The sequence below is a fragment of the Caballeronia sp. GAFFF2 genome (assembly GCF_023631485.1).
Lineage (GTDB): Bacteria > Pseudomonadota > Gammaproteobacteria > Burkholderiales > Burkholderiaceae > Caballeronia.
In genome coordinates, this window is the sequence record NZ_JALQDA010000056.1 from 1 (window position 1) to 22,923 (window position 22,923).

At 53.9% G+C, this 22,923-nt stretch carries 25 protein-coding genes and 3 pseudogenes; 9 read left to right on the top strand and 19 right to left on the bottom strand.

The window, feature by feature from the left end:
• The 4 genes from NCT04_RS33275 to NCT04_RS33290 form a co-directional block, all read right to left on the bottom strand.
• Positions 1-353: hypothetical protein (locus tag NCT04_RS33275; RefSeq protein WP_250470079.1), on the bottom strand; the 353-nt coding region annotated here is incomplete at its 3' end.
• A complete protein-coding gene (locus NCT04_RS33280) occupies positions 350-850 on the bottom strand; it encodes a hypothetical protein (protein WP_250470080.1) in 501 nt (166 codons plus the stop codon). The genes NCT04_RS33280 and NCT04_RS33275, both read right to left, overlap by 4 nt.
• Positions 847-1,005: a hypothetical protein gene (locus NCT04_RS33285; RefSeq protein ID WP_250470081.1), complete on the bottom strand. Its 159-nt coding sequence runs from the start codon at positions 1,003-1,005 to the stop codon at positions 847-849. The genes NCT04_RS33280 and NCT04_RS33285 overlap by 4 nt, the downstream gene beginning before the upstream one ends.
• Positions 1,006-1,292: 287 nt before the next feature.
• A complete protein-coding gene (locus tag NCT04_RS33290) occupies positions 1,293-1,433 on the bottom strand; it encodes a ribbon-helix-helix domain-containing protein (protein WP_250470082.1) in 141 nt (46 codons plus the stop codon).
• Between the two features lie 366 nt (positions 1,434-1,799).
• Here NCT04_RS33290 and NCT04_RS33295 point away from each other — a divergent pair, with 366 nt between their 5' ends.
• From NCT04_RS33295 to NCT04_RS33315, 5 genes are all read left to right on the top strand, one after another.
• Positions 1,800-2,042: a hypothetical protein gene (locus NCT04_RS33295; protein WP_250470083.1), complete on the top strand. Its 243-nt coding sequence runs from the start codon at positions 1,800-1,802 to the stop codon at positions 2,040-2,042.
• A 10-nt stretch (positions 2,043-2,052) separates the two neighbouring features.
• Positions 2,053-2,334 (top strand): hypothetical protein, encoded by a 282-nt coding sequence (locus NCT04_RS33300; RefSeq protein ID WP_250470084.1) that lies wholly within the window; start codon positions 2,053-2,055, stop codon positions 2,332-2,334.
• Positions 2,335-2,336: 2 nt separating this feature from the next.
• The gene (locus tag NCT04_RS33305; protein ID WP_250470085.1) at positions 2,337-2,621 is read left to right on the top strand and encodes a hypothetical protein; all 285 of its coding nucleotides are present in this window, start codon (positions 2,337-2,339) and stop codon (positions 2,619-2,621) included.
• A gap of 314 nt (positions 2,622-2,935) precedes the next feature.
• Entirely contained in the window at positions 2,936-3,274 is a 339-nt protein-coding gene (locus tag NCT04_RS33310) for a hypothetical protein (RefSeq protein WP_250470086.1), read from the top strand.
• Positions 3,271-3,546, top strand: a complete 276-nt coding sequence (locus NCT04_RS33315; RefSeq protein WP_250470087.1) for a hypothetical protein — start codon at positions 3,271-3,273, stop codon at positions 3,544-3,546. Before NCT04_RS33310 ends, NCT04_RS33315 begins: the two co-directional genes overlap by 4 nt.
• Before the next feature lie 34 nt (positions 3,547-3,580).
• Here NCT04_RS33315 and NCT04_RS33320 read toward each other — a convergent pair whose 3' ends face one another.
• The 7 genes from NCT04_RS33320 to NCT04_RS33350 form a co-directional block, all read right to left on the bottom strand.
• Positions 3,581-5,389, bottom strand: a complete 1,809-nt coding sequence (locus NCT04_RS33320) for a sensor domain-containing phosphodiesterase (protein ID WP_250470088.1) — start codon at positions 5,387-5,389, stop codon at positions 3,581-3,583.
• Between the two features lie 210 nt (positions 5,390-5,599).
• Positions 5,600-5,755: a hypothetical protein gene (locus tag NCT04_RS33325; RefSeq protein WP_250470089.1), complete on the bottom strand. Its 156-nt coding sequence runs from the start codon at positions 5,753-5,755 to the stop codon at positions 5,600-5,602.
• Positions 5,756-5,765: 10 nt separating this feature from the next.
• Entirely contained in the window at positions 5,766-6,833 is a 1,068-nt protein-coding gene (locus tag NCT04_RS33330; RefSeq protein ID WP_250470090.1) for an ATP-dependent DNA helicase, read from the bottom strand.
• Positions 6,823-7,011, bottom strand: coding sequence for a hypothetical protein (locus NCT04_RS33335; RefSeq protein WP_250470091.1), 189 nt, complete (start codon positions 7,009-7,011; stop codon positions 6,823-6,825). Before NCT04_RS33335 ends, NCT04_RS33330 begins: the two co-directional genes overlap by 11 nt.
• Positions 7,008-9,227, bottom strand: coding sequence for a DUF5906 domain-containing protein (locus tag NCT04_RS33340; RefSeq protein WP_250470092.1), 2,220 nt, complete (start codon positions 9,225-9,227; stop codon positions 7,008-7,010). The genes NCT04_RS33335 and NCT04_RS33340 overlap by 4 nt, the downstream gene beginning before the upstream one ends.
• Positions 9,154-9,366: a hypothetical protein gene (locus NCT04_RS33345; RefSeq protein WP_250470093.1), complete on the bottom strand. Its 213-nt coding sequence runs from the start codon at positions 9,364-9,366 to the stop codon at positions 9,154-9,156. Before NCT04_RS33345 ends, NCT04_RS33340 begins: the two co-directional genes overlap by 74 nt.
• A complete protein-coding gene (locus tag NCT04_RS33350; RefSeq protein WP_250470094.1) occupies positions 9,363-9,680 on the bottom strand; it encodes a hypothetical protein in 318 nt (105 codons plus the stop codon). The genes NCT04_RS33345 and NCT04_RS33350 overlap by 4 nt, the downstream gene beginning before the upstream one ends.
• A gap of 642 nt (positions 9,681-10,322) precedes the next feature.
• Between NCT04_RS33350 and NCT04_RS33355 the strand changes: the two genes are divergently transcribed.
• Positions 10,323-11,246, top strand: coding sequence for a DUF805 domain-containing protein (locus NCT04_RS33355; protein WP_250470095.1), 924 nt, complete (start codon positions 10,323-10,325; stop codon positions 11,244-11,246).
• A 645-nt stretch (positions 11,247-11,891) separates the two neighbouring features.
• Here NCT04_RS33355 and NCT04_RS33360 read toward each other — a convergent pair.
• From NCT04_RS33360 to NCT04_RS33380, 5 genes are all read right to left on the bottom strand, one after another.
• Positions 11,892-12,302 (bottom strand): hypothetical protein, encoded by a 411-nt coding sequence (locus NCT04_RS33360; RefSeq protein ID WP_250470096.1) that lies wholly within the window; start codon positions 12,300-12,302, stop codon positions 11,892-11,894.
• Positions 12,303-12,428: 126 nt separating this feature from the next.
• Positions 12,429-12,713: a hypothetical protein gene (locus tag NCT04_RS33365; RefSeq protein WP_250470097.1), complete on the bottom strand. Its 285-nt coding sequence runs from the start codon at positions 12,711-12,713 to the stop codon at positions 12,429-12,431.
• Between the two features lie 131 nt (positions 12,714-12,844).
• Positions 12,845-13,087 (bottom strand): hypothetical protein, encoded by a 243-nt coding sequence (locus NCT04_RS33370; RefSeq protein WP_250470098.1) that lies wholly within the window; start codon positions 13,085-13,087, stop codon positions 12,845-12,847.
• 336 nt (positions 13,088-13,423) lie between these two features.
• A complete protein-coding gene (locus tag NCT04_RS33375; RefSeq protein WP_250470099.1) occupies positions 13,424-13,702 on the bottom strand; it encodes a hypothetical protein in 279 nt (92 codons plus the stop codon).
• A gap of 166 nt (positions 13,703-13,868) precedes the next feature.
• On the bottom strand, positions 13,869-14,261 hold the full coding sequence (locus NCT04_RS33380; RefSeq protein ID WP_250470100.1) for a response regulator transcription factor: 393 nt from the start codon (positions 14,259-14,261) through the stop codon (positions 13,869-13,871).
• Positions 14,262-15,133: 872 nt separating this feature from the next.
• Here NCT04_RS33380 and NCT04_RS33385 point away from each other — a divergent pair.
• On the top strand, positions 15,134-16,264 hold the full coding sequence (locus tag NCT04_RS33385) for a CotH kinase family protein (RefSeq protein ID WP_250470101.1): 1,131 nt from the start codon (positions 15,134-15,136) through the stop codon (positions 16,262-16,264).
• A gap of 792 nt (positions 16,265-17,056) precedes the next feature.
• Here the strand turns inward: NCT04_RS33385 and NCT04_RS33390 are convergent.
• Together NCT04_RS33390 and NCT04_RS33395 are read right to left on the bottom strand one after the other, a co-directional pair.
• Entirely contained in the window at positions 17,057-17,338 is a 282-nt protein-coding gene (locus NCT04_RS33390; protein WP_250470102.1) for a hypothetical protein, read from the bottom strand.
• A gap of 371 nt (positions 17,339-17,709) precedes the next feature.
• Positions 17,710-18,721, bottom strand: a pseudogene (locus NCT04_RS33395) (IS110 family RNA-guided transposase).
• Positions 18,722-18,921: 200 nt separating this feature from the next.
• On the opposite strand from NCT04_RS33395, the pseudogene NCT04_RS33400 reads away from it, so the two are divergent.
• Positions 18,922-19,947: pseudogene (locus NCT04_RS33400) on the top strand (IS110 family RNA-guided transposase).
• 769 nt (positions 19,948-20,716) lie between these two features.
• A complete protein-coding gene (locus NCT04_RS33410; RefSeq protein ID WP_250470103.1) occupies positions 20,717-22,438 on the top strand; it encodes a methyl-accepting chemotaxis protein in 1,722 nt (573 codons plus the stop codon).
• Between the two features lie 69 nt (positions 22,439-22,507).
• Here NCT04_RS33410 and NCT04_RS33415 read toward each other — a convergent pair.
• Positions 22,508-22,648, bottom strand: a pseudogene (locus NCT04_RS33415) (IS5/IS1182 family transposase); the annotation flags it as partial.
• Positions 22,649-22,923: the final 275 nt, after the last annotated feature.

Below are 22,923 nucleotides of genomic sequence, written 5' to 3' on the forward strand. Positions count from 1 at the left end.
ACAATCGACACCGCGCAACGCCCGACCTTGCCGAATCGGTCACGTTCCCGAAATCGGCGGTCACGTTCGCCGAAATATGCACAAAGCAATCGCCAGCAAAGTGCCCCACCGAACACAAAGCTCGCGGCGAAGACGCCCGTATAGAGCAGCCATCCGCTTTCCGTTGGTACGGGGAGTGCCGGTTGTGCTTCGATGACCGTTCCAGCACGGACACCGCCCATGTGCTCATGGGCACAAAACTGTTCTGCGAAAGAATTGCCGGTCAAGGTACGTGGTCCGTTTGGCCCGCAAAACTCATCGGCATGAGCGACGGGAGCAACGGTTAAGAATGCAGCGACAATTAGCGCTTTCATTTGCTCATGCTTCTGCGGATGAACCCGCCCACGACAAGCGCGGCGAACAAGCCGACACACCAGGTCCAGTTAACCGGATGATCCTGCGGTTTCAACGAGTTCACTAAGACGGCTGTCGGAATGTTCTCTATGGCGATTACCCCGATTTGAGATTCGGGCAGGCGTTGTATGTACGATGCTTTCGAGCCGTCTGCGTAAGTCCAGGTGTTGCCGGTATGGGCGATGAGCGCATCATCCAGCGGCCCAGTGTCAGGCAGCACGACCGGCTTAGGCGCAGCAATGAATGCTTGGCTAACGCGTCCGTCTTGAACGGTCAGGCTGATTACGCCTTGCGCCCATGCCGGTCGGGTCTGTGGCTCCAAATCTGCGACGCCAGATGACACGGAGCGCGTGTCAGGAATCGAGGAAAGCGGCTGTGAAAGGTCGTGGCCTAGCAGCACTGCACTATGCACACCAGTTGATGCCAGGAGCGCAGTCATTACGACGATTGATTTCATGCTGCCTCCTTTGACCTCATCAGTACCTCAACCTGAAACTCCAGCGAAGAGATTTGATCGTCGATCTTCCGGTTTTGTGCAGCAATTTCACGAATGCTCGATTCGATGTCTCGCATCGTCCAGTCGATACAAGTTGATAAAATGAAATCAGCCATGTTCGTTTGCCTCTCAAACGGGTGTGGTTAGGTGCGCGTCATGTGTCCAGCACGACGCGCGCCGCCTCTTACTCGAACAACTTCTCTACTTCAGCAAGCAAAATCTGATCGTGCAGTACGCTAATTTGTGCGGCCAACAGCGCATTGCGTCGGTAAGCGAAGCAATGCGGGGCAGGGTTGATTCAGGCGTCTGCAAATATGTCAAAATGCTCATGGCGAAAACTCCCTGATAGTTTTTGCTGCATTAATGACGGCTGGAGCGCTCGAACGCTCTGGCCGTCGCCTTTTCAGCCTTTCGGCTTAAAATTCGTGATGAATTCGTAGGTCGCGCGCCGAATTAGCTCCGCTACTGTTGCGCCCGTTTCCTCCGCAATCTGGCGCAACTGTGCGGCAATATGTGCGGGAATGTTGACGTTGAAGCGCTCCATCTAATCCTCCGTTCGTATGTCCATAAGTTTTACGCACGTCTGCGTGCGTATACAACACAAATATGCACTACTAATGATGAAGGTGTTGTAAGCCGGCACTAGTAAGTGCATACGCACTGATCTAGAATAAGGGTAAGCAAATCAATGACTTGGAGAACTATACCGCCCCGCAAGGCAAGCGGTTATCAATGACGATTTGAGGCGCGAGTAAGAAGTTTTTGAAGGTGAGCTTTTGCAGGACCATAGGAATGCAACAAAGCCAGGCCAGGTGGCGTTGCACACCGTTAGCCCGAGATCGGCCAATCGAGGGTGCGGAAGCTATCGATAGCTGGCCGCTGACGAGCGGCCCCCTAAAGGACAGAGGCAATGAGATTTGCAGCAGCGGCACTATTGACGGTCACGGCGGCGGCATGGGCAGATGAGCCTCCTGTGATCGTCGCAACGATGGGTCAACGCGTGACGGTGAAAGTACCCGCACAACAGACAGTCATACTTGATTGCTCTCCAGCGAAAGGCACCGTGGCAGATGTGATTGGCCTAGATGGCGTTGCCGCGATCAACGCGCGTATCGCGCAGATGAACGAGGCTGCAAAGCCGAAGCATCGCTAACGGAGGCCACATGAGCTTGCTTGAATCGTTCTTCGACGTTGGCGCAAGTCAAGCGCCAGTTCTCTTCGGCGTCACCGATGACGAACCCGAGGCCAGCCGCCGTCGAGACAAAGATCGTGGACGTGGGCGAGGCCGGGTTGACCCAGACGCAGAGCCAATGCAGGCGTTTGAAGCTGCGCTCAGTGCGGCTGATGTGGATTGTTATCGCCGTCAGCTTGCGTTTCGTCGCCGCGCGTGGCTAACGGATGAGCAGCGGGACCCTTTAACCGCGTGTTTTGTCGCGAGCGTGTGAACATGCAAATCAATTTGAGCGGCGCGACATGGGATGCACTTCTTGATCGCGTGATCGAAGAATACTTGACGAGAGGCCAAAGCGAGATGCCTTTCCCAAACCATTCGCAGTGCTCGTTCGAACTTCCTTATGTAATCTTGCGACGAGACAGCCAGGAGATCGGCCGCTTCGAATTCCTGGCCATTAATTTGAGTGATCAAATTCACTTTGAAACAAGAGACCTGACGAAATATCCCGAGGTGCGCCCTGTGACGAATTCGACTGTCTGGGGCCGCCATGCGCATTAAATATTTGATCATCGTCGCGGCTTTAACACTCTCCGCCTGTGGTACTCCGCCCCCGGCTGCTCAACAATGCCAGACGTTCATTTTTGCAAACCAATGCGTCAACACTCGGTTGTCTCAGGAAGAATGGATCGCGGAGTTGCATCGACACCCGAGGCATGCGGAGTGTGCAGGGCAACCGGTATTGTCGGGCTATGACGCGCTGATGATGTGCGAGTCGAGCATGTCAGGAATCGATCAGCTTGGTTCGATGCCAGCCGGGATACCCGCACCCAGCGTGATTGTTGTCGCCCCGCGTGGATGGTAGAGGAGTAGAGATGGCATTCAATCCGAAATCGCTGGCGAACCTTGACGCTGGCCGCGCTAAGGGCCGCAAGGGTGTATTGAACAAAACGACTGCTAGCGTCAAGAGCGCATTGACAGAGGCATTCGAACAGCTTGGCGGTGTCGATGCACTTGTTCGCTGGGGCAAGTCCGACCCGGCCGCCTTCTATTCGATTTGGTCAAAGATGCTGCCGGCCGAAGTGCGCGCCGAAGTCAACATCAACGACGGTTTGACGGCGGCAGATCGTATCGAAGGTATCGCCGCTCTCTTGCGGGCAGTTGGCAAGCCGGTCGAAGGCGCGACCGATGTAGAGTACCAGGAGCGCACATGACTTTAGATGATATTCGGGCAGCAGTGGGCCGCATGGATAGCGCGCAGCTGGCCGCGCTCGATGAGCTGTTGCAGGCGCCGGATGATGCGTTGCCGCTCGTCGTGCTTGATGAAGATCGAGACGTTGCGCTGGCGCGATACTTCCAAACAAATGAGTATCTGCCCGCTACCACGATTTACGTGAGCTTTGAGTCAGCAGAAGCGGCCGTTGGTGGCAGCATCAAAACGGAACGGGCGTCGCGGCTGAATGAGCTGTTGAACCGACGACGATAGCCGCGCGGCGCAGGCATCGTGTCGCGCTGGACTATCAAGGCTTCTTGGTTTGCCCCGGTGGCACAAACGCCGTAGCATGCAATCTCATCCATTGCTCGAAGGCTTCGCGACCGAGCGGGCGGCTGATGAAATAGCCTTGAGCTTCGTCGCATCGACTTTCAGCCAGCATGGCATAAAGCTTTGCATTCTCGACGCCCTCAGCCACAACTTTGTAGCCGAGGTCGTGGGCTAGTTCCATCGTTGAGTGGACGATTAAAGCGTCCCGATGACTTTCCAGCATCGACGAGACGAGGGTCCGGTCAATCTTCAACACATCCGCCGGTAGATTGTGAAGTTGGGTAAGGTTACTGAACCCTGAACCAAAGTCGTCGATTGCGACACTGACCCCTGCTTTTCGCAAACGATCGAGCGCCGACGCCGCCACTTCTGGGCTCTGCACAACAGCACCCTCAGTCACTTCGAGCTCCAGACACGACGACGGTACGCCATACCGGGAAAGCTCAGCGGTGACTCGCTCAACAAAATCTGCCCGGCAAAGGTCGGATGCTGCGATGTTCACCGAGATGATCAGATCCGGAAATTCTTCTCGCCAAATCGACAACTGCCGGATGCCTTCCTCCAAGACCCAATCCGTCACAAGCTCAATGAGCAGCGTCTGTTCAGCGATAGGAATAAATTCGACAGGAGAAATATTCCCGAGGCGAGGGTGGTCCCAACGCAAGAGGGCTTCTGCGCTGACGCAGGCATTGTCCGACAGACGAACGCGAGGCTGATAGACCAAATAAAATTGGTCCTTGCCGCCGAGTGCACTTTTTATCGAGTTTAAGATGACAAATGCTCGCTCGCGGCTTTGTTTCATCTTGTCATCGTAAAGCAAGACTGCTGCGTTCGATTCACGCGCAGCGTCTGCTGCAGTAATCAACGCTCCGAGTAAGCGTGCAGGGTCAGTTGGGGCGGCAAGCGAGGAAATTCCTGCTGAAGAGACCACCTCAACGGGAATGGAACGGTTGAGGATTAACGGGCTCGCGTGGCTAGCTACGCATCGTTCTGCCAGCAGGCGAGCGATCTCGGCGCCGCTTTTCACCAGGAATGCATATCTTGCGTAGCCCACCCGATAAAGCGTGATGCCCTTGGGTAAGACCGCGCTCAGTCGTTCTGTCGTAAGGATGGCGGCGTGGACCGTCGTCTCGACGCCCAACGCTACCACCATACGGTTAACATATTCCAGCGGGCAGATATCAATCATCACCGCATGCGTGAATCCCGCCTGCGAATTATTCGAAGTGAAGGCAGCAACGTCAAGATTGAAACGTGCAAGGTTTGGGAGTGTTGTCGCTTCGTCACTGTACGCCAAGGAATTAAGCGCGCCCAGCCGCTCAATGACTGCCTGCGCAAGGGCCCAAAGCATAGACTGCTCTCTCTGACTGAAGCTGGAGCGCGGTTGACCGTCGATCAAGCAGAGCGTGCCGACGGCTACCCCTCCGTTGATAACAAGAGGCGCGGCAGCGTAAAAACGGATGCCGGGTTCTCCGACCACCAAAGGATTATGAGCAAACCTTCCGTCTTGAGACGCATCAAGGATGACGGTTAAACCGGATTCGCGGATCGCGTGGGAACAGAACGACACAGACCGAGGCGTCTCTTCGCATTCAAATCCATGACGCGACTTGAACCACTGCCGCTCGGCATCAACGAAAGTAATGAGCGCGGAACGTACCCCAAATATATTGGCGGCCAGATCGGTAATACTGTCGTAAAAGCCCTCTGCTGGCGTGTCGAGCAGCCGCAACGAGCGTAGCACTTCCAGCCTCAGTATTTCGCTTTGTGTTTGTTGCGTGTGCACGGTGTACTCTCCTCGGGGCCCTTTGACCCGAACGCAGCGATCAGTGTTAGTTTTAGGCGGAATCTTCAATAACGACACAAAGGCCACCGACTTGAGGGCGTAACGCGCGCAAAGGAATTGAACACCGGCGGTGCACGCACTTCCTGACCGTCTCGTGCGGCGGCTCCTGAGCGTCGTGGAAGCAGCGACCGGCCTGTGGCAGCGGTATCCTCACAATTCCTCTTCGATATCGGCAATGTCGAAGGCGCGGCCGGCAGCAAACGCGACCTGAACCTCGGACAGCTGCACCAAATCATCAATGGCGTGCCGAAAGTCCGCTTCGTCTTCTTCGGCGGCATCAAGGGCTGCAAAAAATTCTTCATGCATGGTGATCTCCTTAGATTTGGATCGTCAATTGTTCAGCAGCGCGTGTGAAACCGGTATAAGCCAGCCGTGAATACGTGTTGCGCTGGGTTATATCGTCGAACATTAGGATTTTTTTCCATTCGGAGCCTTGGCTCGAATGGATAGTGATCGCGTAGCCATGAGCAAAAGCCCCCACACCTTTATCATCTTCGGAGTTAAACATCGAAGGTTTGAATTCAGCGATGACCTGGCGACCACCAACGTCAAGCGCAATTTCGCCGTCATCTATATCAAGTACGAAGCCCAATTCGCCATTCATTAATTCCGCATCGTGTTGATTGAACCGGCATTGCACCTTCTCGCCAATTTGCGGAAGGCTTCCACTAAAGCCGTACAGATCGCGTACTTTCTGATTGATAGTCACGCGAGTCTCATTTCTAGAGCACACAATCTGCGAGTAATCGTCGCCAGTATGTTCCAAAACTATGGATCGGGACGCCCGTCCGTGTCTGACACGAATTCCCTCATCTTCACCTTCGACGCGCAGTACACCGCCTTGGCGGACATATTGCGCTGCCTCGACAATCAATGATCCTGCGCCTTGTCGTTCAATCTTTGTCAAAAGAACATCAAGATTGTCCATTCGAAAAAACTGCTTTCCTCCGACTGGCTGAAGTTGCCCAGGGTCACCAAGATTCAAGGCAGGAATGCCGTGCTGCAGAAGGTGGTGCATTTGACGCTCGCTTACCATCGATGCTTCGTCGCAAATAACCAATCGAGGACGAAAATCTAATGCATCGCGGTCGTGAAATATCGGTTTGCCGGATGCGTCCGTGCCTTTGAATCGATAGATGAGCCTATGCAGCGTCATGGCGGTGCTGCATCCCTTCTCGCGGAGCCGCGCTGCAGCTTTGCCAGTCGGGGCGATGTACGTCGCGTCGCCATCGGGGCAACATAGTTCGGCGATAGTGCGGGCGACGGTGGTCTTTCCGCAGCCCGCAAAGCCTCCGAGATTGAAGAACGGCTTAGCAGATTTTCTGAACCAATCGACCGCTTGATTAATTGCACGCTGCTGCTGGTCGTTGAATTTAATCAACATCGCGTGCCTCCCGTTTCTGCCGGTGTTTTAGTAATATGGCGTCGCGGTTCTGTTCGTAATATCGCTTTTGATAATCGCGCTCAGCCTCAATGTTTGCACGGTACCGTTCTTGGCGCTTCTTCAAAACTTTTTGACGATTTGCGGCGTAATAGGCCGCAGCCTGTTTAGCATTGCTCACCTCGACACCTCCATTTTGGAGAGACTATCGAGGAGGGTTTGGTGAGCATTTGCCCAAAAATTGGGCTCGATTTTCAAAATCTCTGCTGAGATTTCATGCGGTTGTGCAACGCGCCACTTGTCCGCATTGCGGAGGATTTGATAACGGCATGGCTCACCCTTAATCTTGACAACACGTGCACCTGCCTCTGCTCCCGCATCCATTAGTGCATTCTTCAGGGCCGAAGTCATCTTGCCGTTCTGCTCGCCGTCATTCAGACACAATACAGCAGCGTTGTTCACAATAATATCGGCCTCCCATCCACGAACTAAATCCTCGGCGTTACGCTGACTTGTGGATTTGCTCGCATTAATAGCGTCTTGCTTGGCCTGGCTCAATGGCGGGCGTTCGCCAGCGTTAAATTCGCTGATATCGCGCTCAGCCAGAAACACTCCAATAGCATTGATAAAGCCTTCATCGTTCAGAGCGGCATACAACTTAATGTAGTAGCCAATATCTCGCGGCTTTTCCTCGGTATTGCAAACCCACCAGCGACGATCATTGTCCGCGAGCGGCAGAGCATTCGCATGCTGGGAGAATGCGAGCCACCGGCATGCGTTAAACTCCGTGAATTGGCGTCCAAACTTCGGATTGATATCGCGAAACTCCGGATTCACGATCGACTTCAGCTTTTCGGCGTGCCGGAAGCTATCGCTGCCGCCTTCTCGGATTTCGTCAACCTGCGCCATCAGCTTTCCTGCCAATGCGCCGTTGAATTGGGACTCAAGAAGCGCGCCGAGGTCTACGTTTGCCGCAAAGTAGCCTTTCCAAAGGCGGCTCAACACGCTTGCGATCCAGTTGCGACCTGTCCCGGTTTCGCGCGCAATATGCAACCAGCCATAGTGCGGCAGTTCGCCGGGCTTTTGCTCAATATGCGCTAGCCAATCCAAGAACTTGTCGGCGTATTCGCCGAACAGATATTTGACGTGCTCAAGAAACGGTGTCACGTGCACAGTAGCTGGCCCGCGAGTAATAGGACGCCATGTGTTGACCGCCGTATTGCCATGCGGGTCTTCCGTGAAAATTGAATGGCCCGGACGGAAGGTCAGCGTCATTACAGTACGTCTTTGCTCGTGTTTAAGCCATTCATCGGCGTGAAGCAATTGCTTCTTGCCCTTCATGGTGTATGACGCCGCTGTAAGCTGCCTAAAATTTGAAAAGCTAACTGGCTTATTCGGTTTGTTGATATTCGCGACAAAGCTGCCGTCACCAATGAAGACGAAATTCTGAATCATTTCTTCTACGCTCATGACAGCAGCGATTGGAGCGTCGTCGTTACTCTCAGTTGTTTCAGCAGGACATACGTATTCACGATTAAGGCAGAGACGTACCTGCTCGATTCCATCCGCGCGCGCCAGGTCGTTGAAGTCAACAAAACTCTTATGGACCAAAGTTTCGTTCGATACGTCAGGCCGGTTGCTGAATTCCGGCATGCACATCGTCACGTTATTAACAGAGCGCCAAATCTTTTCAGCAGCAGTAAAGCCGGGATTGCCTTCTGTTCCATAATCATCATCGGCACACAGGACAATCTTGGCCTGGGGATAACGTGATCGGAGCACTTTAACCACTGGCCCGAGGTTAGGCGCATCGAGTGCCGCGACTACACAACCTCCGACGGCTTCGAAAATGCTGGCGCAGGTGGCCCATCCCTCGGCGATCAGTATCTCGTCCGTAGCAATGGTAATCTCATTGCCTACGTTAACGAAATGGCCGGTCTTGGTGCCTCCTGCGAGGTAACGCTTGTCGCCCGAAGGGGCGATGCGTTGATGGCTGTGAATCGTACCGTCAACGTCTTTAATAGCCAGGATAACGTCCACGTCGTATTGACGAGCACCGAACGGCTTGATGCCCTTCTTAACGACGTATGGATGGTTCGCGCTGATCGGCTCCGATGAGTCCCAATCGCGTTGCGCTTGTCGCGCCGCAGCCTCCGCCGTCAGTTGACGTTGTTCGTTTGCTCGCGCGTCTGCTTCCTCTCGCTGACGACGACGCGCATGTATTTCTGCCGAGCTGATGACAGGTGGGTGAAACGACGCAATATCAAATCCGTTCTGCTTGGCAAAGTGATAGAGCGTACCAAGGCTGACGCCGCCACCGGCTTTAACGGATTTCCACGTCGATTCGGCTGAGCTTTGTTTGAAGTTGCTGCAATTGGCCGACGCTTCGAGCCACATTTTCTTTGGCCGAATCACCGAATTCGCTTTTGAGTGCCATTGCGGCTTTAACCCAAATGTCGCGGTCGGCTAGATCGAGATATGCAAGTGCTGCGCGTGCTTTGGAAAATTCATCATTGAAATTCGGGCGTGCATTCATTTTGCACCTCCCAAGCGGCTGACGCGCGCCGAACGAATTACCGCATGTGGCTCTCCAGGGCCATCGCCGTCACTGGATGAATTTTTCGATGCGGCAGAACGACGACGCGAAGCGTGCGGGTGACGAACACGGCGGATTGCTCGGGACTGATTTAAGTGGACCGAAGGACGAACGCGAGACAGACGAATCGTCTTGTTCGCGAGCATGACGCAGTTCTCGCGGTATTCAAAATCCATTACCAACGATTCAAAGGCCGGATCGCCGTCCAGCGGGTCCAGGATCGCATGCTTGTTAACAGCACGGTTAATGTGCATAATTACTCCATCTGTTAGTGATTTAGCCGCCTCTTATGAGCGCGGCTTTTTTTTGTCTTTGCAAGTGCTAAAGCAATTGCGTGGAATAACTATAAACGGTTATTTCTTGCTCCGCAAGTGAGTTTAGGTGTATGAAACCAAAAATGCGCAACGACATTGCGTTGGTATAGTTCTCTTATTGGTATAGTTGCGCTGAATCGGGAACATGACGATCTTTATTGTGTCGAGATTGATATTGTTCAGGACGGTTACAGCGTCAGGTTGCTGTAACCGGCTTAAACCCCTACGCAGCAAGGGTTCCAGCGATTTGTGGATGCTCGGGTTACAGGAGTTACGGCGATTCTGGGTATCTAACATAAACACAAAATCACTTTTAGGTCTTTTTAGAAGTAGCGTAACCGCTGTAACCGGCGCGCGGTTTTCACGATTAAGTCATTGATTTTATTTGCAAAACATCCGGTTACAGCAAATTCTGCTGTAACCGCTGATCAGGTTCGAAAAAGTCGCACCTTGGTTTTGACGATGTCCTGAAAGCCAGGATTAGTTAGGACGCTAAGTAATTTACTTCGTCATTAACCGAGACGCGCTAAAGCCGATGGTGCCATGCGCCGTTATATCGTTGGCAAACATCGGGAGCGGATCATGACACATAGCAAGCCAGGCCTATTGGGGCAGTTATTCGAGCATCGTGGACGCATTGGCCGCATGCAATACCTTCTAACGGCTTTAGGGCTGAGTTGCTTCTATGGGGCGTCCTACGGCCTTTTAGAGGCAATGGCCGAGAAGGACGGCAAAGCGATAGAAGCAGTCTTTCTTATCGCGATCAGCATCGCGTGGACATTTGCCGCTATAAAGCGCGCGCATGATTTTGACGCGTCTGGCTGGTGGACAGTCCTGCTATGGGTCCCACTTGCTAACTTTGTGTGGGGGCTGGCGCTGATTTTCCGCAAGGGTACAGACGGACCTAATTGGTTTGGCGATGAGAAAGGCCAAAGTGAGTCTTCCAAGACCGAACCAACTTGGTCAGCCAGCAACGTTGAGACCCGACTTACGCAGCCGATTACATTAGTGCCAGTGCCACGGAAAAAGTTCTGGAGCGTCGTCGGCGTAATTGGAGCGGCAGCAGCCGCGCTTTTATTCAAAGTATTTGCGTTCGGTGTAGGATCAGCAGCAGGAAGTGCGGCGGTGCATGCTTATGATCATTCTCAGCGAGAAGAAAAGATACAGACGAGCTTAGTTGAGTTAATGAATCAGATGAATAAGAATACGCCTGTTATGGTCGACAAGGTGACACGCTTGGACAATGTGAATGGCATGGGGCGGCAGTTGACCTACAGCTATACGCTTGTTGGCTATAAGGCGTCTGATCTGGACATCAATGCATTAAGAAAGGTGATGCTCCCACGGGCATCGAATTTTGTCTGCAAAGGCGACACCATGAAGGTGTTCGTCGAAAACGATATCCCTGTGACCTATCTTTATCGCGATGAATATGGCGTTGAAATCATGCGGTTGCGTTTTGGGAAAAGCGATTGCGCGCAGTTCACCACGGCGAGCACGAACTAGGTGGTACGGGCATGGCCAGCGGTCCCAATCACTGCTATACCCCGCTACCCATTGATCAACAAGACGTTGAAGTTGTCAGAGAAACAGACACCTCTTCCGCCTGCGCGTTTGCATCCCAGCATTTCTACGCAACAGGCTACGTAAGTCTGCTCATCGTTTTCTTGTACGCGCGGCCAATTAGCCAGCAGATGTGGGCGCCAACGACTACGGTCAGAAACACAAAAACTGCCAGGACGCCGTAGAACCAGATATCCGATAGGTCGCGACAGGACCTCGGCGCAGTGGGCAAACCGTCAACGGCCGCTAGCAGTTCGGCATCGGTCAAGTCGTGGACGCTCTTGCTATTTACCGTTCCGGTTGAGGGCTGGGCGCTTGTTTGCGCTCTTGACGCATCAAGGCATTCGTTGCGCTCTTGAATTGCAATTACAGACGGTAGGGCTATCGTCAAGACGCCAAGCGCAAGGCTAGCTTGGAGAATGATTTCGCTGATGCGCTGCATGGCCCTTTCCCGACGCTTGGTAGTGGTTGGGATATCGGAGGGTGCGGCGGAAACTTGAGCCGGTGGTCAAAGCAGGTACGTCTGGCATGACACGGGGCCTCGATTAGGGGTCAGCGCTCGGTGACAAGGGAAGATACTTAAGCTTACTAATCTCCCATATCGTAAGCCGAGAACTTCAAAGTGACGTCTTCAATTGCGACGTTGGACAGCAGGGCGTCGCGGTCGTCGGAAGCCAGAAGGTCGTAAGGAAATTCAACGGAAAGAGAGCCGTCGAAAGTGCCCTCCACCGTTCTTTCCTGATCGTCTCCATCTTCGTCCATGTACTGCACTTCAAGGACCACCCTGCCAGCTAATGCAATGGCTGCAGATAAACCGTCTATCGTGTCTGGCTTCACTTCGTCAAGCGAGACGGTCGCCTTCGTTACATCCGCATCAAAGGTCCCGCCGCGCTTTCCGTGTATTTCCTCTTGATGGTTGTCTTGGAAGAATTCCTTCACAGCCTCTCGCGCGCTTTCTCTGAAACTTAAACTTGCGCACAGATCGTCGATGATGCTCATGGGGCCTCCGAAGGCTTGCGGGCAAAACTCTTTATGTTACGCAAGCAAGGAAGGAGCCAGTTAGAAAACTTGCAGGAGGATGGCACGTGGGCGAGCGCAAGTCACAAGTGTAGTGCGCCGGCCCGGTTAGCCCTTACTGTACCCAGCATTTTTCAACGCCTGCGCGATGAAGTCATCGGCTTCCGGCGACCGTAGCAGCCAGCTTTGCACAGCTGGTATTGCAGATACCCCGCCCGAAGGACACCAATCAATGACCTCTGGCTCGCCGTCGAAGTAACTTCCTTGATCGCGACGGCTATAGACCGTAAGCGTATTGCAACCTGCGTTGCCGCTCTGAAGCACGGCAAAGTAAGCGCGTTCAGGATGCGCCGCGAAAAAAGAAGTAGCCTCTTCGTCGAGGTCGTCGAACATAGGTGGCTCCGGATTCTCAGCGAGTGATGTTTGCCAAGAGATCGCGAAATTTTGAGAGTGCCGACCGACTTTGTCTAGTGACAGTTCTGTCTGCAGAGTACCGACCATAATCGGAATTCAGCCGCACCCCTTCATTTTCTATCCGGTTTTGCCGGTGCACGCATGTAGGGTAAAAACTCGTTTCGCCCAACACCGAGCAAAGCCAATGCTGCACGCAACGATTCGATAGGTTGACTGAAATCAACACGCCTGACATCACCATCAGCGTGGGCGGCGATTCCGTGATGAACCACTAGAGCCTCTAGCGCGATACTGATGGCCCGAGCGATCTCCCCATCGCGGCTGGGGTCGGCGAAGATAGGATTCTGCGGCATCGCGGTCTCGTATCTTGAATCTGTGGACGGCAACTGAAGCTGTACGATACACCGGTGGACAAAACCTTGTCGGCGACGTGGTTGATTCTATCCGTCTCGTTCAGGTTGAAGTTGACCGTTGAGACTTATGAAACGAGCCGCTCAATTTTGCAATGCTGGTGCCCTTAATAGGAGGATGCAGCACCTTGGCTGCTGTCTCTCACTAGTTTGGCTCGCCCTCGGTGGCGGGCCCTTTTTTTGGCACCCCTTCCCGCGTTTTGACTGTACGAGGGATCGCAACCTCGCACCGTCCATGTTCGACAAGAAGAAAGCATGCCGTCTGAGAACGAATGCCTCTTACATTTTCAAAAAGTACAACATAATAAACACCGTCGGCAAACCCATTGCGGCCGTGGCAAGCCCGATGACGATCAGAACGTCGTAGACATGCATCCGTTCCTCAAACTCCTGCTGCCGTTTCAGGACCGGATCGGCGGCCAAACGGTCATAGTTCAGCGAAATGTTTTCAATTCGCGTCTTGGGGCTCGGCCAGGAGCGGGACGTGAAAGGTGTCATCATCGATGTCCAGTTGGAAATACTAGTCAAGGCGACCACGGGCGAAATCGCCTCTTGCATGAATCTTACTGGGATCGTTGCGGCGCAATTCAAGGAGCAAGGCTGAGATCGGCCCTCTAATTAGGGTATAGGCCTTGCATAACCCTGATTAATGGCGGCCATTAGAGACACACATATGCTCGAACGCGCGTTGATTTCTGCAACGCGTCGAGCCTAGAAGAAGATTTTACTGACCTGACGGACGGCGCGAAAGCGCGCGGATATGCTGGACTAACGCTTCCACTGAAAGGGGTTTTTCTAAGACGACGTTGGCTAAGCCTTCCGCTTGAATGCCTCTTGCAGCGGAGCAAAGAATCATTGGGAGACTATGGGTTCGTTCGTCGGACCGCAATGCACGGCATACTGCTAGACCGTCCATGCCGGGCATCATGTAGTCGCAGACTATGACGTCGGCTCCTCCTTGCAAGGCTTTCGCTAAACCATCACTGCCCGTTCGAGCAGTGATGACTACCATCCCTTCAAACGAAAGCACGAGTTCCCAGATTTGAACGATGTCTGGATCGTCGTCAATAAGTAATACCGTGACCGGCCGGGTACGTGAGGGCGTGGATTGTGACATAGCAAGCCGGCTTCGTGGTTAGACTCGACCGGTGTTCGAGCAAGCCCTGTACCGAATAGCCAGCGTATGACAATGTGCTTTGATAGGTCTATTGGTGGCATGCGGCTCATCGCGCGGAAGCATTGCAAGTTGCCGTTCGAAGGTTTCGATGGTCAATGGCATGGTCAAGCCCTCACAGGAACGAGACTGTTGAGCATGATCGATTCCCGGAGTATTGACGTAAGCCTTGCGACCTGATTAGGCGACGCCAACGTGCACCCCTTTACGCAGGCGACGGTTAGAGCGATCACGTCTAACCTCTCTGACGTTTCGCTGGACATCACCTTGCGGGGAGTGACCGTTTAATTTGTAAGAATTTGGTAACTCTTTATTAATAACTCGGCCTTTTCTTTATATTCATGAAACTTTCATATTCGCGCGAAAAACGCGATTTTTTGTCATTTCATAGAACTTAAAGCTGAAGAACCGGGGTTGATTAAAATATGAAAGAAGTATTGCCGAACGTACATACATCGATGCGAAAACGCGCATTGGTCGCTGGGGCGGCGTCCCTGTTACTGGCGAGCGTAATAACAGCGTGCGGCGGTGGGGGCTCTGACTCATCGTCTCCGACGGCGACAAACGCTGGGGGTGCGCCGACCACCGTTTCAAGCGGGACGCCTGCTGCATCGTCCCCTTCGCAGAGCGGGACTGTGTCATCAGGAAGTGCGCAAGGAAGTGATTCCGACGCTTCAACCGCGCCGGCTAGTACCCCCGTTGTATCAAGCGGCGGGGCATCTAGCCCAGCGGTGGCTAGTGGGACTTCAAGTCCGACCGCCGACACTGGTGCGTCCACGCCGGCTGTCACTGGTAACAGCCTGCTCCCAGCCACCGTGCAAATCACCACTGATGGCGGTGCGCCCATAGCGGATAAGGTCAACTACGTTGGCGCGACATTCAGTATCGCTAAAACCGATAGCAATTACGTGTACTCCGGAAGAGCGTCCATTCGAGGTCGTGGAAATAGTACGTGGGAGATGCCGAAGAAGCCTTATAAGATTAAGCTCGATGAGAAGGCTGCCTTACTGGGATTGCCCAAGGACAAAAATTGGGTTTTGCTGGCAAATTATTCCGACAAGACGCTGCTAAGAAACCGAGCGGCATTCGAGCTGGGCAAGCGACTGGGGATGGCATGGACGCCGCAAGACCAGCCCGTTGAGGTGACGCTCAACGGCGAATACCTGGGGGTCTATGATCTGGTCGAGTCGATCAGGATCGGTAAAAACCGCGTCAATATCGCCGATACCGACAATACCGTTGCTCCGGAGAACACTGGCTTTATCTTGGAGATTAACGGTCGCTTGGACGATGACGTGTGTTGGACCACGACGCATGGAGTGCCGATTTGCATCGATACGCCGTCGCCGGCTTCAACTGCGCAGGCGGCGTATATCAAGCAGTATGTACAAGCAGCAGAGGACACGCTGTTTTCCAACGCGGCTACCGATCCTGCGTCTGGCTATGAGAAATATTTTGATGTTGCCTCATTGATTAACTGGTACCTCGTCAATGAGGTCTTCAAGAATCAGGATGCGCAAGGGTATGCAAGCATCTACCTGTACAAAGATGCCGGCGGCAAACTGAAATACGGCCCGCTTTGGGATTTCGACGTCGCGGCGGGTAACGTCAACTACTCAGGTGCGCAGTACCCGCTCGGATGGTGGATTTCCGACAACACGTGGATTTCACGGATGAAGAGCGTGGATCCGACCTTCGAGACGCGCATACGAGCGAAATGGGTGCAAGAGAAAGCAGCCCACATCGATACACTGCCTTCCTATTTCGATAGTAGCGCTGCGGCATTGCAAACTAGTGGGAGCGAGCAGCGCAATTTTGTGCGTTGGCCGATCCTGGATAAGCAGGTGTGGCCCAACCCGGTCGTTACTGGATCATATCAAGGTGAAATGGACTACGTGAAGAACTGGCTTCAACAGCGCATCACGTGGCTCGATGAGAATCTTTAACCCAAGCATAATGTCCTACATGCCACGCTTTTCTAGCGGTAGTTGAAATAGGATCGCCCGCCTCATGGCGGGCTTTTCTTTCTCTATGCAGCGTTTTCGATCATCGCGATAAGGCGGCGCGCGTGGTCGTTGCTGACATCATGCTCGTTGAAAAAGCGAATGAGTAGGTGCCAACAAGCCGTGACTTCGTCGCGGCGTGGAGCCGAACTGTCGGCGAATGCTTGCGCAGCAAGCAATCGGGCTTGTATGACTTGTACAATGTGGGATACATCGACGTCGCGCGACATAGGTAGCCTTGAATGGCGCTGAAAGCGGCGCAGTGGTTCCAAGGTAACACGCTGGCGCATCCGAATTGCGCATTTTCTTGGCACTTCGGCGATAAGTTTCCTAGACTAGGTTCGCGTCGCTATGGCGCAAGTCTTGAGTGCTTTGGCCCGCTTCTCCCTGCGGGCTTTTTTCTATGTCAGCAATCAAACACCTGGATGCGTCTGTTTTGCGGGTCTTCGTCGTCTGTTTCTGTCGCCCGAGTCCCAAACGCGCAGCCAAACTCTTGCATTGCATTCACTCTCGTCTCGCCATTGCGCGCACTGAATTGATGCCGTGCGGTCAAGGAATCTTGCGCGTTCAGCACCTATGTCCGTCATCGCGAAGTCAGCGCCGAACTGAGCGATCAAACGGATTGAGGCATACGTGCCGCGTCGGCCGCAACGCGTACAGGTCATTTCGATGTGCGTCGTACTCGCCGCGACGGCGCTCAGTGATGGCTCGGTGTTTAGCCATGACGTTAGTTCATCAATGAGTCCGAAGCGCGATGACAGATACCACCAACGAGGCAAGGGCAACCACGAGAGCGGAAGCCGAGAGCAAAAGCATTGCCGTCATCATCATTCGTTGATAGTAGAACTCTCTCATTCTGTTGATAGTGACGTCGGCTTCGTCATTACCGCGCGGATACATCTCAGCGTGAGCGCGATGAATTCGTATTTCGATTTCTTCGTGCAGCGCCTTATTCCAGCGGTGGGTGTGATCCAAGAGCCAGCAAACAATCTTTGGCTTGAAGTTGTGTTCGGGCATGAGCGAGCGGTCTACATATTAGTAGCTAGACTAGTAGCTAACAAGTTTAAGATCGATGGAGATGCCATTTAACTAATTGATTTGTAATCATTAATTCGATTACATCAACACAATGTCATATTGCCATGCACTTCCATCGAGATCATTAGCATTCCTCCATCGAAGGTAGGACGAGGCCATTCCACTATATCCGGACTCGATCGCGAGATGTACTCGCCGGCCCCGATGGATTTCGCCGCAAAGGTCCTAATCTACTTGTCGGACTTCACGTCCGAGTAATGTCTCAGGCTTGCCTCTGCGCGGTCCAACCTGTCTTGCCATCGATCAATACGCCTGTACAACCGTGAATGGGCTATAGGATTGACGCTCGCTTACTGCACTGGTGCAGGCTGATACGTTCGTCCATACGCCAGCAACGCCCAGATCGTGCGGGCCATCTTGTTCGCGAGCGCAACAGCAACGACGTTGGTCGGGCGTCGGGCTAACAGCGCGCGCAATTGGTCCGACAGGTGCTTCGAACTTGAGATGACCGAGCGCGCGCCGTGGATCAGTAAGGTTCGCAGATACACGTCACCACGTTTGCTGATGCCGACAAGTTTTATCTTGCCGCCGGAACTATTCTGTCGCGGCACGAGGCCCAGATAAGCGGCAAACTCCCTCCCGGAGCGGAACGTTCCTGCCTGTCCGATGACTGAAACCGCCGCAGTCGCCGTGAGTACGCCAACGCCAGGGATTTCGGAGATGCGTCGGCACGCATCGTCATTGCGCCGCCATTCGATGATGCGGTGTTCGAGTCGCGCAATCTGTTCGTCAAGTACTCGTAGTCGGGACAACTGATCCTGGAGGCTGTCTGTGAGCATCGCCGGCAACTGATCGGCCAGTGATGCCAGCGCCGCCTTGGCGGCTTCGACCGACGCACGCCGGCCTTGCGGCAGCACGACACCGAATTCATAGAGCAGCCCCACGAAGCTGGTTGATCTGCATGACGCGAATCCGGACCAGTTGCTGGCGTATGCGATGCATTGCCAGCATTGCTTGCTGGTCTTCCGTCTTGACGGCCACGAACCGCATCCCTGGGCGCTGGGCTGCTTCCCAGAAGGCCGCGGCGTCGGCCGCATCATTCTTGTTCGACTTCACAAACGGCCGCACGAACTGCGCTGCAATCAGTTGCACGTCGTGACCAAGCCGCGCCAGAACACGGGCCCAATAATGGGCGCTACCACATGCCTCCATGACGACGCGGCTCGCTGGCCGGTTCGAGAAGAACGGCACCAGTTGAGCGCGTTTGAGTGTCTTGCTGTGAATCGCGCCGGATTCAGGGTCGACATAGTGAATCTGGAAAACGCGCGTGGCCAAGTCAGTGGCAATGATCGTCGGTTCCATCTGGTTCTCCTTGGCGGCTGTAGTGCCGAACCATCAATGTCGCATGCTCAGAACGAAAGTCTGCAGCGCCGGACGGCACCTTGAGGCGGGAGGCGACCATTCCATCTACTTGGCAGAAACACGACATAATGAAATGGCCAGCCCGAACCCAGCGATCGTCCTACTATGAGAGGTTCGATCCAACGTAGATGGAGGGTGACATGGACGAGGTCACGCTGACCGGCATCGATCTGGGCAAGCATGTGTTTCACGTTCACGGGCAGGATGCGAAGGGCCATGCGGTCTTTCGCAAGAAGCTTTCGCGTCAGCAGTTGCTTTCCTTCTTCAGCAATCTCAAAGCCGTTACTGTCGTCATGGAAGCTTGTGCTGGTTCACACTGGCTAGCACGCAAGCTGAATGCGATGGGGCACGCGAGCAAGCTGATTTCGCCGCAATATGTGCGGCCGTTTGCGAAGAGCAATAAGAATGACTACATTGATGCTGAGGCGATCTGTGAAGCCGCATCCCGACCAGCAATGCGCTTCGTCGAGCCTCGAACGGAAGCCCAGCAACTTCTAGCCGCACTACATCGAACGCGTGAGGGTTTGGTAACGGAGCGTACGGCCACCATCAATCGAATTCACGGTATCTTGCTCGAATTTGGCGTCGTGGTGCCAATTTCCAAAGTAACCTTGCGTCGTTTGCCTGATGTCATCGCGCTCAATGATCTCCCGTCGAGGCTTCTCCAAATCATTCAACGACTGCACGAACACTATAAATATCTTGACGCCCAAGTTGTCGAAATCGAGAAGGAACTGGTCGCGCAGCTTCGCGAGGACGAAAACGCCGCTCGATTGCTTTCAATTCCGGGGATTGGCACCATCACGGCAAGCTTGCTCGCATCTGAGATCGGAAGCATCACACAGTATGCGGGTGGAAGAAATTTTGCCGCATCGATCGGACTAGTCCCACGTCAGAAAAGCACGGGCGGACGAACGACCTTATGCGGCATCAGCAAACGCGGTGACAAACATCTGCGCCGTCTGCTCGTGCAAGGCGCGCGTGCTGTCATATAGCGCGTGCAAAAACGTAACGACAGGCTTGGAGATTGGATTCGTTCGATGTTGATTCGACGACACTCGAATGTGGTTGCATGCGCGCTTGCCAACAAGCTTGCTCGGATCGCTTGGGCCGTTCTGACGAAGCATACGGAATATCAAGGTTCGTTGTTGATTCACAAAAGTTGAGATTTTGCTAACCAGGTTTTGCGACTGCTGGAGTTTGATGGCCAACGGCTCAGCGACCGGACGAATAACCTGACAAGTTCTACAGCTCATTAGCAGCTGCCGACATTTTGAGGTTCGACTGGTGCGGTTTTCATCTCGAAACAACGGACGAGCGTCCGGCACGATTCCGGATAGATTTGCGCAAGCCACACACTGTCAAAACCAGAGGTTGTGACCTGCCCCGGTAACTTGAGACCGAATTGATCTAGGATAACGGCGCATCATACGGAGCGCGTCATGTTGTGCAGTCGATCCTTGGTCACGCATCGCTGCAGACGACCTCGATCTACGTCAAGGCGGAAAAGCGGCGCATGCTTGAGGCTGCCGCGCGGTATTACGCAAACGAAGTTTCAATAGAAAACTGCGATGGCTTCGGCCTTAAGAGGATTGTTGGTTGGCCGTTAAGGGCTCCTTTTGAGGGATAAAAGGTCGTGTCTTGCGGGAATGCAATCGATCCGATAGAAAAAATTGGCAAAAATAGAAGTTGTGATGCAGTGCCACCAATCGTATGATGAGCGCTCTTCACCTGTTTCGTTCCCCGCGTTACAGGCTCTTAGAGCCGGCCTTTGTGCCGGCTTTTTCTTTTATTTGTTGATTTCTAGTCGAACACCCTTTCTTGAATTGGAAAAATCTAAAGTTACACGCGCTATCGCCGTTAGTTATGAAAAGGTAGATCGGACGTGTCGAATTCGTAGCTCGTTCTTGCGTGGTACAACTAGGGAAGAGTTCAATGAAAGCTTTACGAAATATTAGTATCGGGGCGAAGCTTGGCGTTGGCTTCGGGTTGACGCTAGTTGCGCTTTGCCTGATCGGCGGGCTCGCACTGGTACAGGTGTCGCGGGTGTACAAAGGCACCAATGACCTTGCGACCAACTGGATGCCGAGCGTGTTGACGCTGGGGGAAGTTCGCTCGGCAACCAATGCGGTAAGGCGTGGTTCGTCGGGGGCGCTGTTGGCAACCAACGCGCACGAGAAGGCCGCGCAAGAGAAGAAGCGCAGCGATGCATTAGCGAGTCTCGACGGCGCGCTGGCTAAATACCAATCGCTTATATCTTCGCCGGATGAAAAGCAGCTTTTCGAGGACTTCAAGACGGCTTGGGCGGCCTATTTGACGGTCGACAACAAGGTCAACGCACTGAACGATGGTGGAGCAGACCATTACATTGAAGCTAGGGAGTTGGCGGCAAATCAGTCCTCGGCTTTATTCTCGACGGTGTCTGATCTGATCACGCGCGACATCGTACTGAATACGAAGGGGGCCAACGATGCCGCAGCAGCAGCCGCTGACGACTATCAAAAGACATTGGTCACTACCATTGTGCTGGTAGCTCTGGCCATTGCATTCAGCGTTGTTGGGGCGATCTTAATCGCTCGATCAATCGTCGCGCCTATCCGCCGTTCGCTTGAGGTTGCGCAGACCGTCGCACAAGGAAATTTGACTTCCGAAATTATCGATGATGGCGCGGACGAAACGGGACAACTGCTCCGCGCACTGCGTCATATGAACGAGCGGCTTGCCGACATTGTCGGACGTGTGCGCAGTGGTAGCGAGAGCATTGCCACGGCTTCGGCACAGATCGCGGCTGGCAACACTGATCTTAGTCAGCGCACGGAAGAGCAGGCGGCGTCGCTTCAGGAGACGGCCGCCAGCATGGAAGAACTGACATCAACGGTCAAGCAAAACACCGAAAATGCGCAGCAAGGCAATACCCTGGCGGCGAATGCGTCGGAAGTGGCCGCGCGCGGCGGTGTGGTCGTTAGCCGTGTGGTCGATACGATGAAGGAGATCAGCGCGAGCTCTGCGAAGGTCGCGGAAATCATCACGGTAATCGAAGGCATCGCTTTCCAGACCAACATACTTGCATTAAATGCGGCAGTTGAGGCCGCGCGCGCAGGCGAGCAGGGCCGGGGTTTTGCGGTGGTAGCCGGTGAAGTACGAACCTTGGCTCAGCGCAGCGCGACCGCTGCCAAGGAGATCAAGGACCTCATTGACGTGTCGGTGTTGAAGGTAAGTGCCGGCTCACAACTCGTCGAAGAAGCCGGTCAGACGATGAATGAGGTAGTACAGTCGGTCAAGCGCGTCGCCGACCTGATGGGTGAGATCTCGGCCGCGTCCTCCGAGCAGCACGCCGGTATCGAGCAAGTAAACGTGGCCGTCTCTCAAATGGATGAAGTTACGCAGCAGAATGCCGCCTTGGTGGAGCAAGCGAGCGCGGCAGCCCAATCGATGGCTCAGCAATCAGGCGCGCTCCGCGATGTGGTATCGGTTTTCCAGCTTGGGATCAGTTGCGCCGAGGTGCGTGTCTCGACCGAATTACTGTCTACGCCGCCGCTGATTTCTCTTCCACCTTTAGCTCGTCCCAAACATTCAAAGAAGATGAGCGCCTCAATTCGACCGCCAGCATCGAGGCAAGCAACCGTATCAAGCGATGGCGACTGGCAGGCTTTCTAGGTGACATTTTTCCCACTGGCGGGCGAACGATGAAGGCGTGAAGCGCTTGTCCTTGCAAGAGGCGAAAGCGTTGCTGCGTTTCTCGCCGCGCCAGTTCTTCTGCGAGCCGCCTCCGTCCCCAGGCGTTGAATCGTCATTCGATTTCGTCTTGGGCACGAAGCTCTTGTGCCCCGCCCACGCTTGAATGAGCGTGCCGTCGACGCTGAAGTTGTTGAGGGGCTTTAATTCTGCTACTGGGTGCACTAATTCTGCTAATACACCGTAGGTCAGGCGATTTGGAGCTTCTGCCTAGAGAGCGTCAAGCGGCACGACCGGCCGTGCTGCTTGACGCTCTCTAGAGAACCAAAAACCGGATAGTTCGAACTTAAAGGAACTGGAAGTTCAGCCTTGCATGAGCGCGGTCGGCGGTGGAACAGCCCCGTGAAAGACCGGACACAGTCTCCCACTTACAATAGCGGGTAGGCATAAGACTGTGTATATGACTA

Excerpts from the sequence above, each read along its gene's own strand:
- NCT04_RS33280 (WP_250470080.1), bottom strand. The coding sequence starts at position 850 with ATGAAATCAATCGTCGTAATGACTGCGCTCCTGGCATCAACTGGTGTG.
- NCT04_RS33285 (WP_250470081.1), bottom strand. The coding sequence starts at position 1,005 with ATGGCTGATTTCATTTTATCAACTTGTATCGACTGGACGATGCGAGAC.
- NCT04_RS33290 (WP_250470082.1), bottom strand. The coding sequence starts at position 1,433 with ATGGAGCGCTTCAACGTCAACATTCCCGCACATATTGCCGCACAGTTG.
- NCT04_RS33295 (WP_250470083.1), top strand. The coding sequence starts at position 1,800 with ATGAGATTTGCAGCAGCGGCACTATTGACGGTCACGGCGGCGGCATGG.
- NCT04_RS33300 (WP_250470084.1), top strand. The coding sequence starts at position 2,053 with ATGAGCTTGCTTGAATCGTTCTTCGACGTTGGCGCAAGTCAAGCGCCA.
- NCT04_RS33305 (WP_250470085.1), top strand. The coding sequence starts at position 2,337 with ATGCAAATCAATTTGAGCGGCGCGACATGGGATGCACTTCTTGATCGC.
- NCT04_RS33310 (WP_250470086.1), top strand. The coding sequence starts at position 2,936 with ATGGCATTCAATCCGAAATCGCTGGCGAACCTTGACGCTGGCCGCGCT.
- NCT04_RS33315 (WP_250470087.1), top strand. The coding sequence starts at position 3,271 with ATGACTTTAGATGATATTCGGGCAGCAGTGGGCCGCATGGATAGCGCG.
- NCT04_RS33325 (WP_250470089.1), bottom strand. The coding sequence starts at position 5,755 with ATGCATGAAGAATTTTTTGCAGCCCTTGATGCCGCCGAAGAAGACGAA.
- NCT04_RS33330 (WP_250470090.1), bottom strand. The coding sequence starts at position 6,833 with ATGTTGATTAAATTCAACGACCAGCAGCAGCGTGCAATTAATCAAGCG.
- NCT04_RS33340 (WP_250470092.1), bottom strand. The coding sequence starts at position 9,227 with ATGTGGCTCGAAGCGTCGGCCAATTGCAGCAACTTCAAACAAAGCTCA.
- NCT04_RS33345 (WP_250470093.1), bottom strand. The coding sequence starts at position 9,366 with ATGAATGCACGCCCGAATTTCAATGATGAATTTTCCAAAGCACGCGCA.
- NCT04_RS33350 (WP_250470094.1), bottom strand. The coding sequence starts at position 9,680 with ATGCACATTAACCGTGCTGTTAACAAGCATGCGATCCTGGACCCGCTG.
- NCT04_RS33355 (WP_250470095.1), top strand. The coding sequence starts at position 10,323 with ATGACACATAGCAAGCCAGGCCTATTGGGGCAGTTATTCGAGCATCGT.
- NCT04_RS33360 (WP_250470096.1), bottom strand. The coding sequence starts at position 12,302 with ATGAGCATCATCGACGATCTGTGCGCAAGTTTAAGTTTCAGAGAAAGC.
- NCT04_RS33365 (WP_250470097.1), bottom strand. The coding sequence starts at position 12,713 with ATGTTCGACGACCTCGACGAAGAGGCTACTTCTTTTTTCGCGGCGCAT.
- NCT04_RS33370 (WP_250470098.1), bottom strand. The coding sequence starts at position 13,087 with ATGCCGCAGAATCCTATCTTCGCCGACCCCAGCCGCGATGGGGAGATC.
- NCT04_RS33375 (WP_250470099.1), bottom strand. The coding sequence starts at position 13,702 with ATGCAAGAGGCGATTTCGCCCGTGGTCGCCTTGACTAGTATTTCCAAC.
- NCT04_RS33380 (WP_250470100.1), bottom strand. The coding sequence starts at position 14,261 with ATGTCACAATCCACGCCCTCACGTACCCGGCCGGTCACGGTATTACTT.
- NCT04_RS33390 (WP_250470102.1), bottom strand. The coding sequence starts at position 17,338 with ATGCCCGAACACAACTTCAAGCCAAAGATTGTTTGCTGGCTCTTGGAT.
- NCT04_RS33410 (WP_250470103.1), top strand. The coding sequence starts at position 20,717 with ATGAAAGCTTTACGAAATATTAGTATCGGGGCGAAGCTTGGCGTTGGC.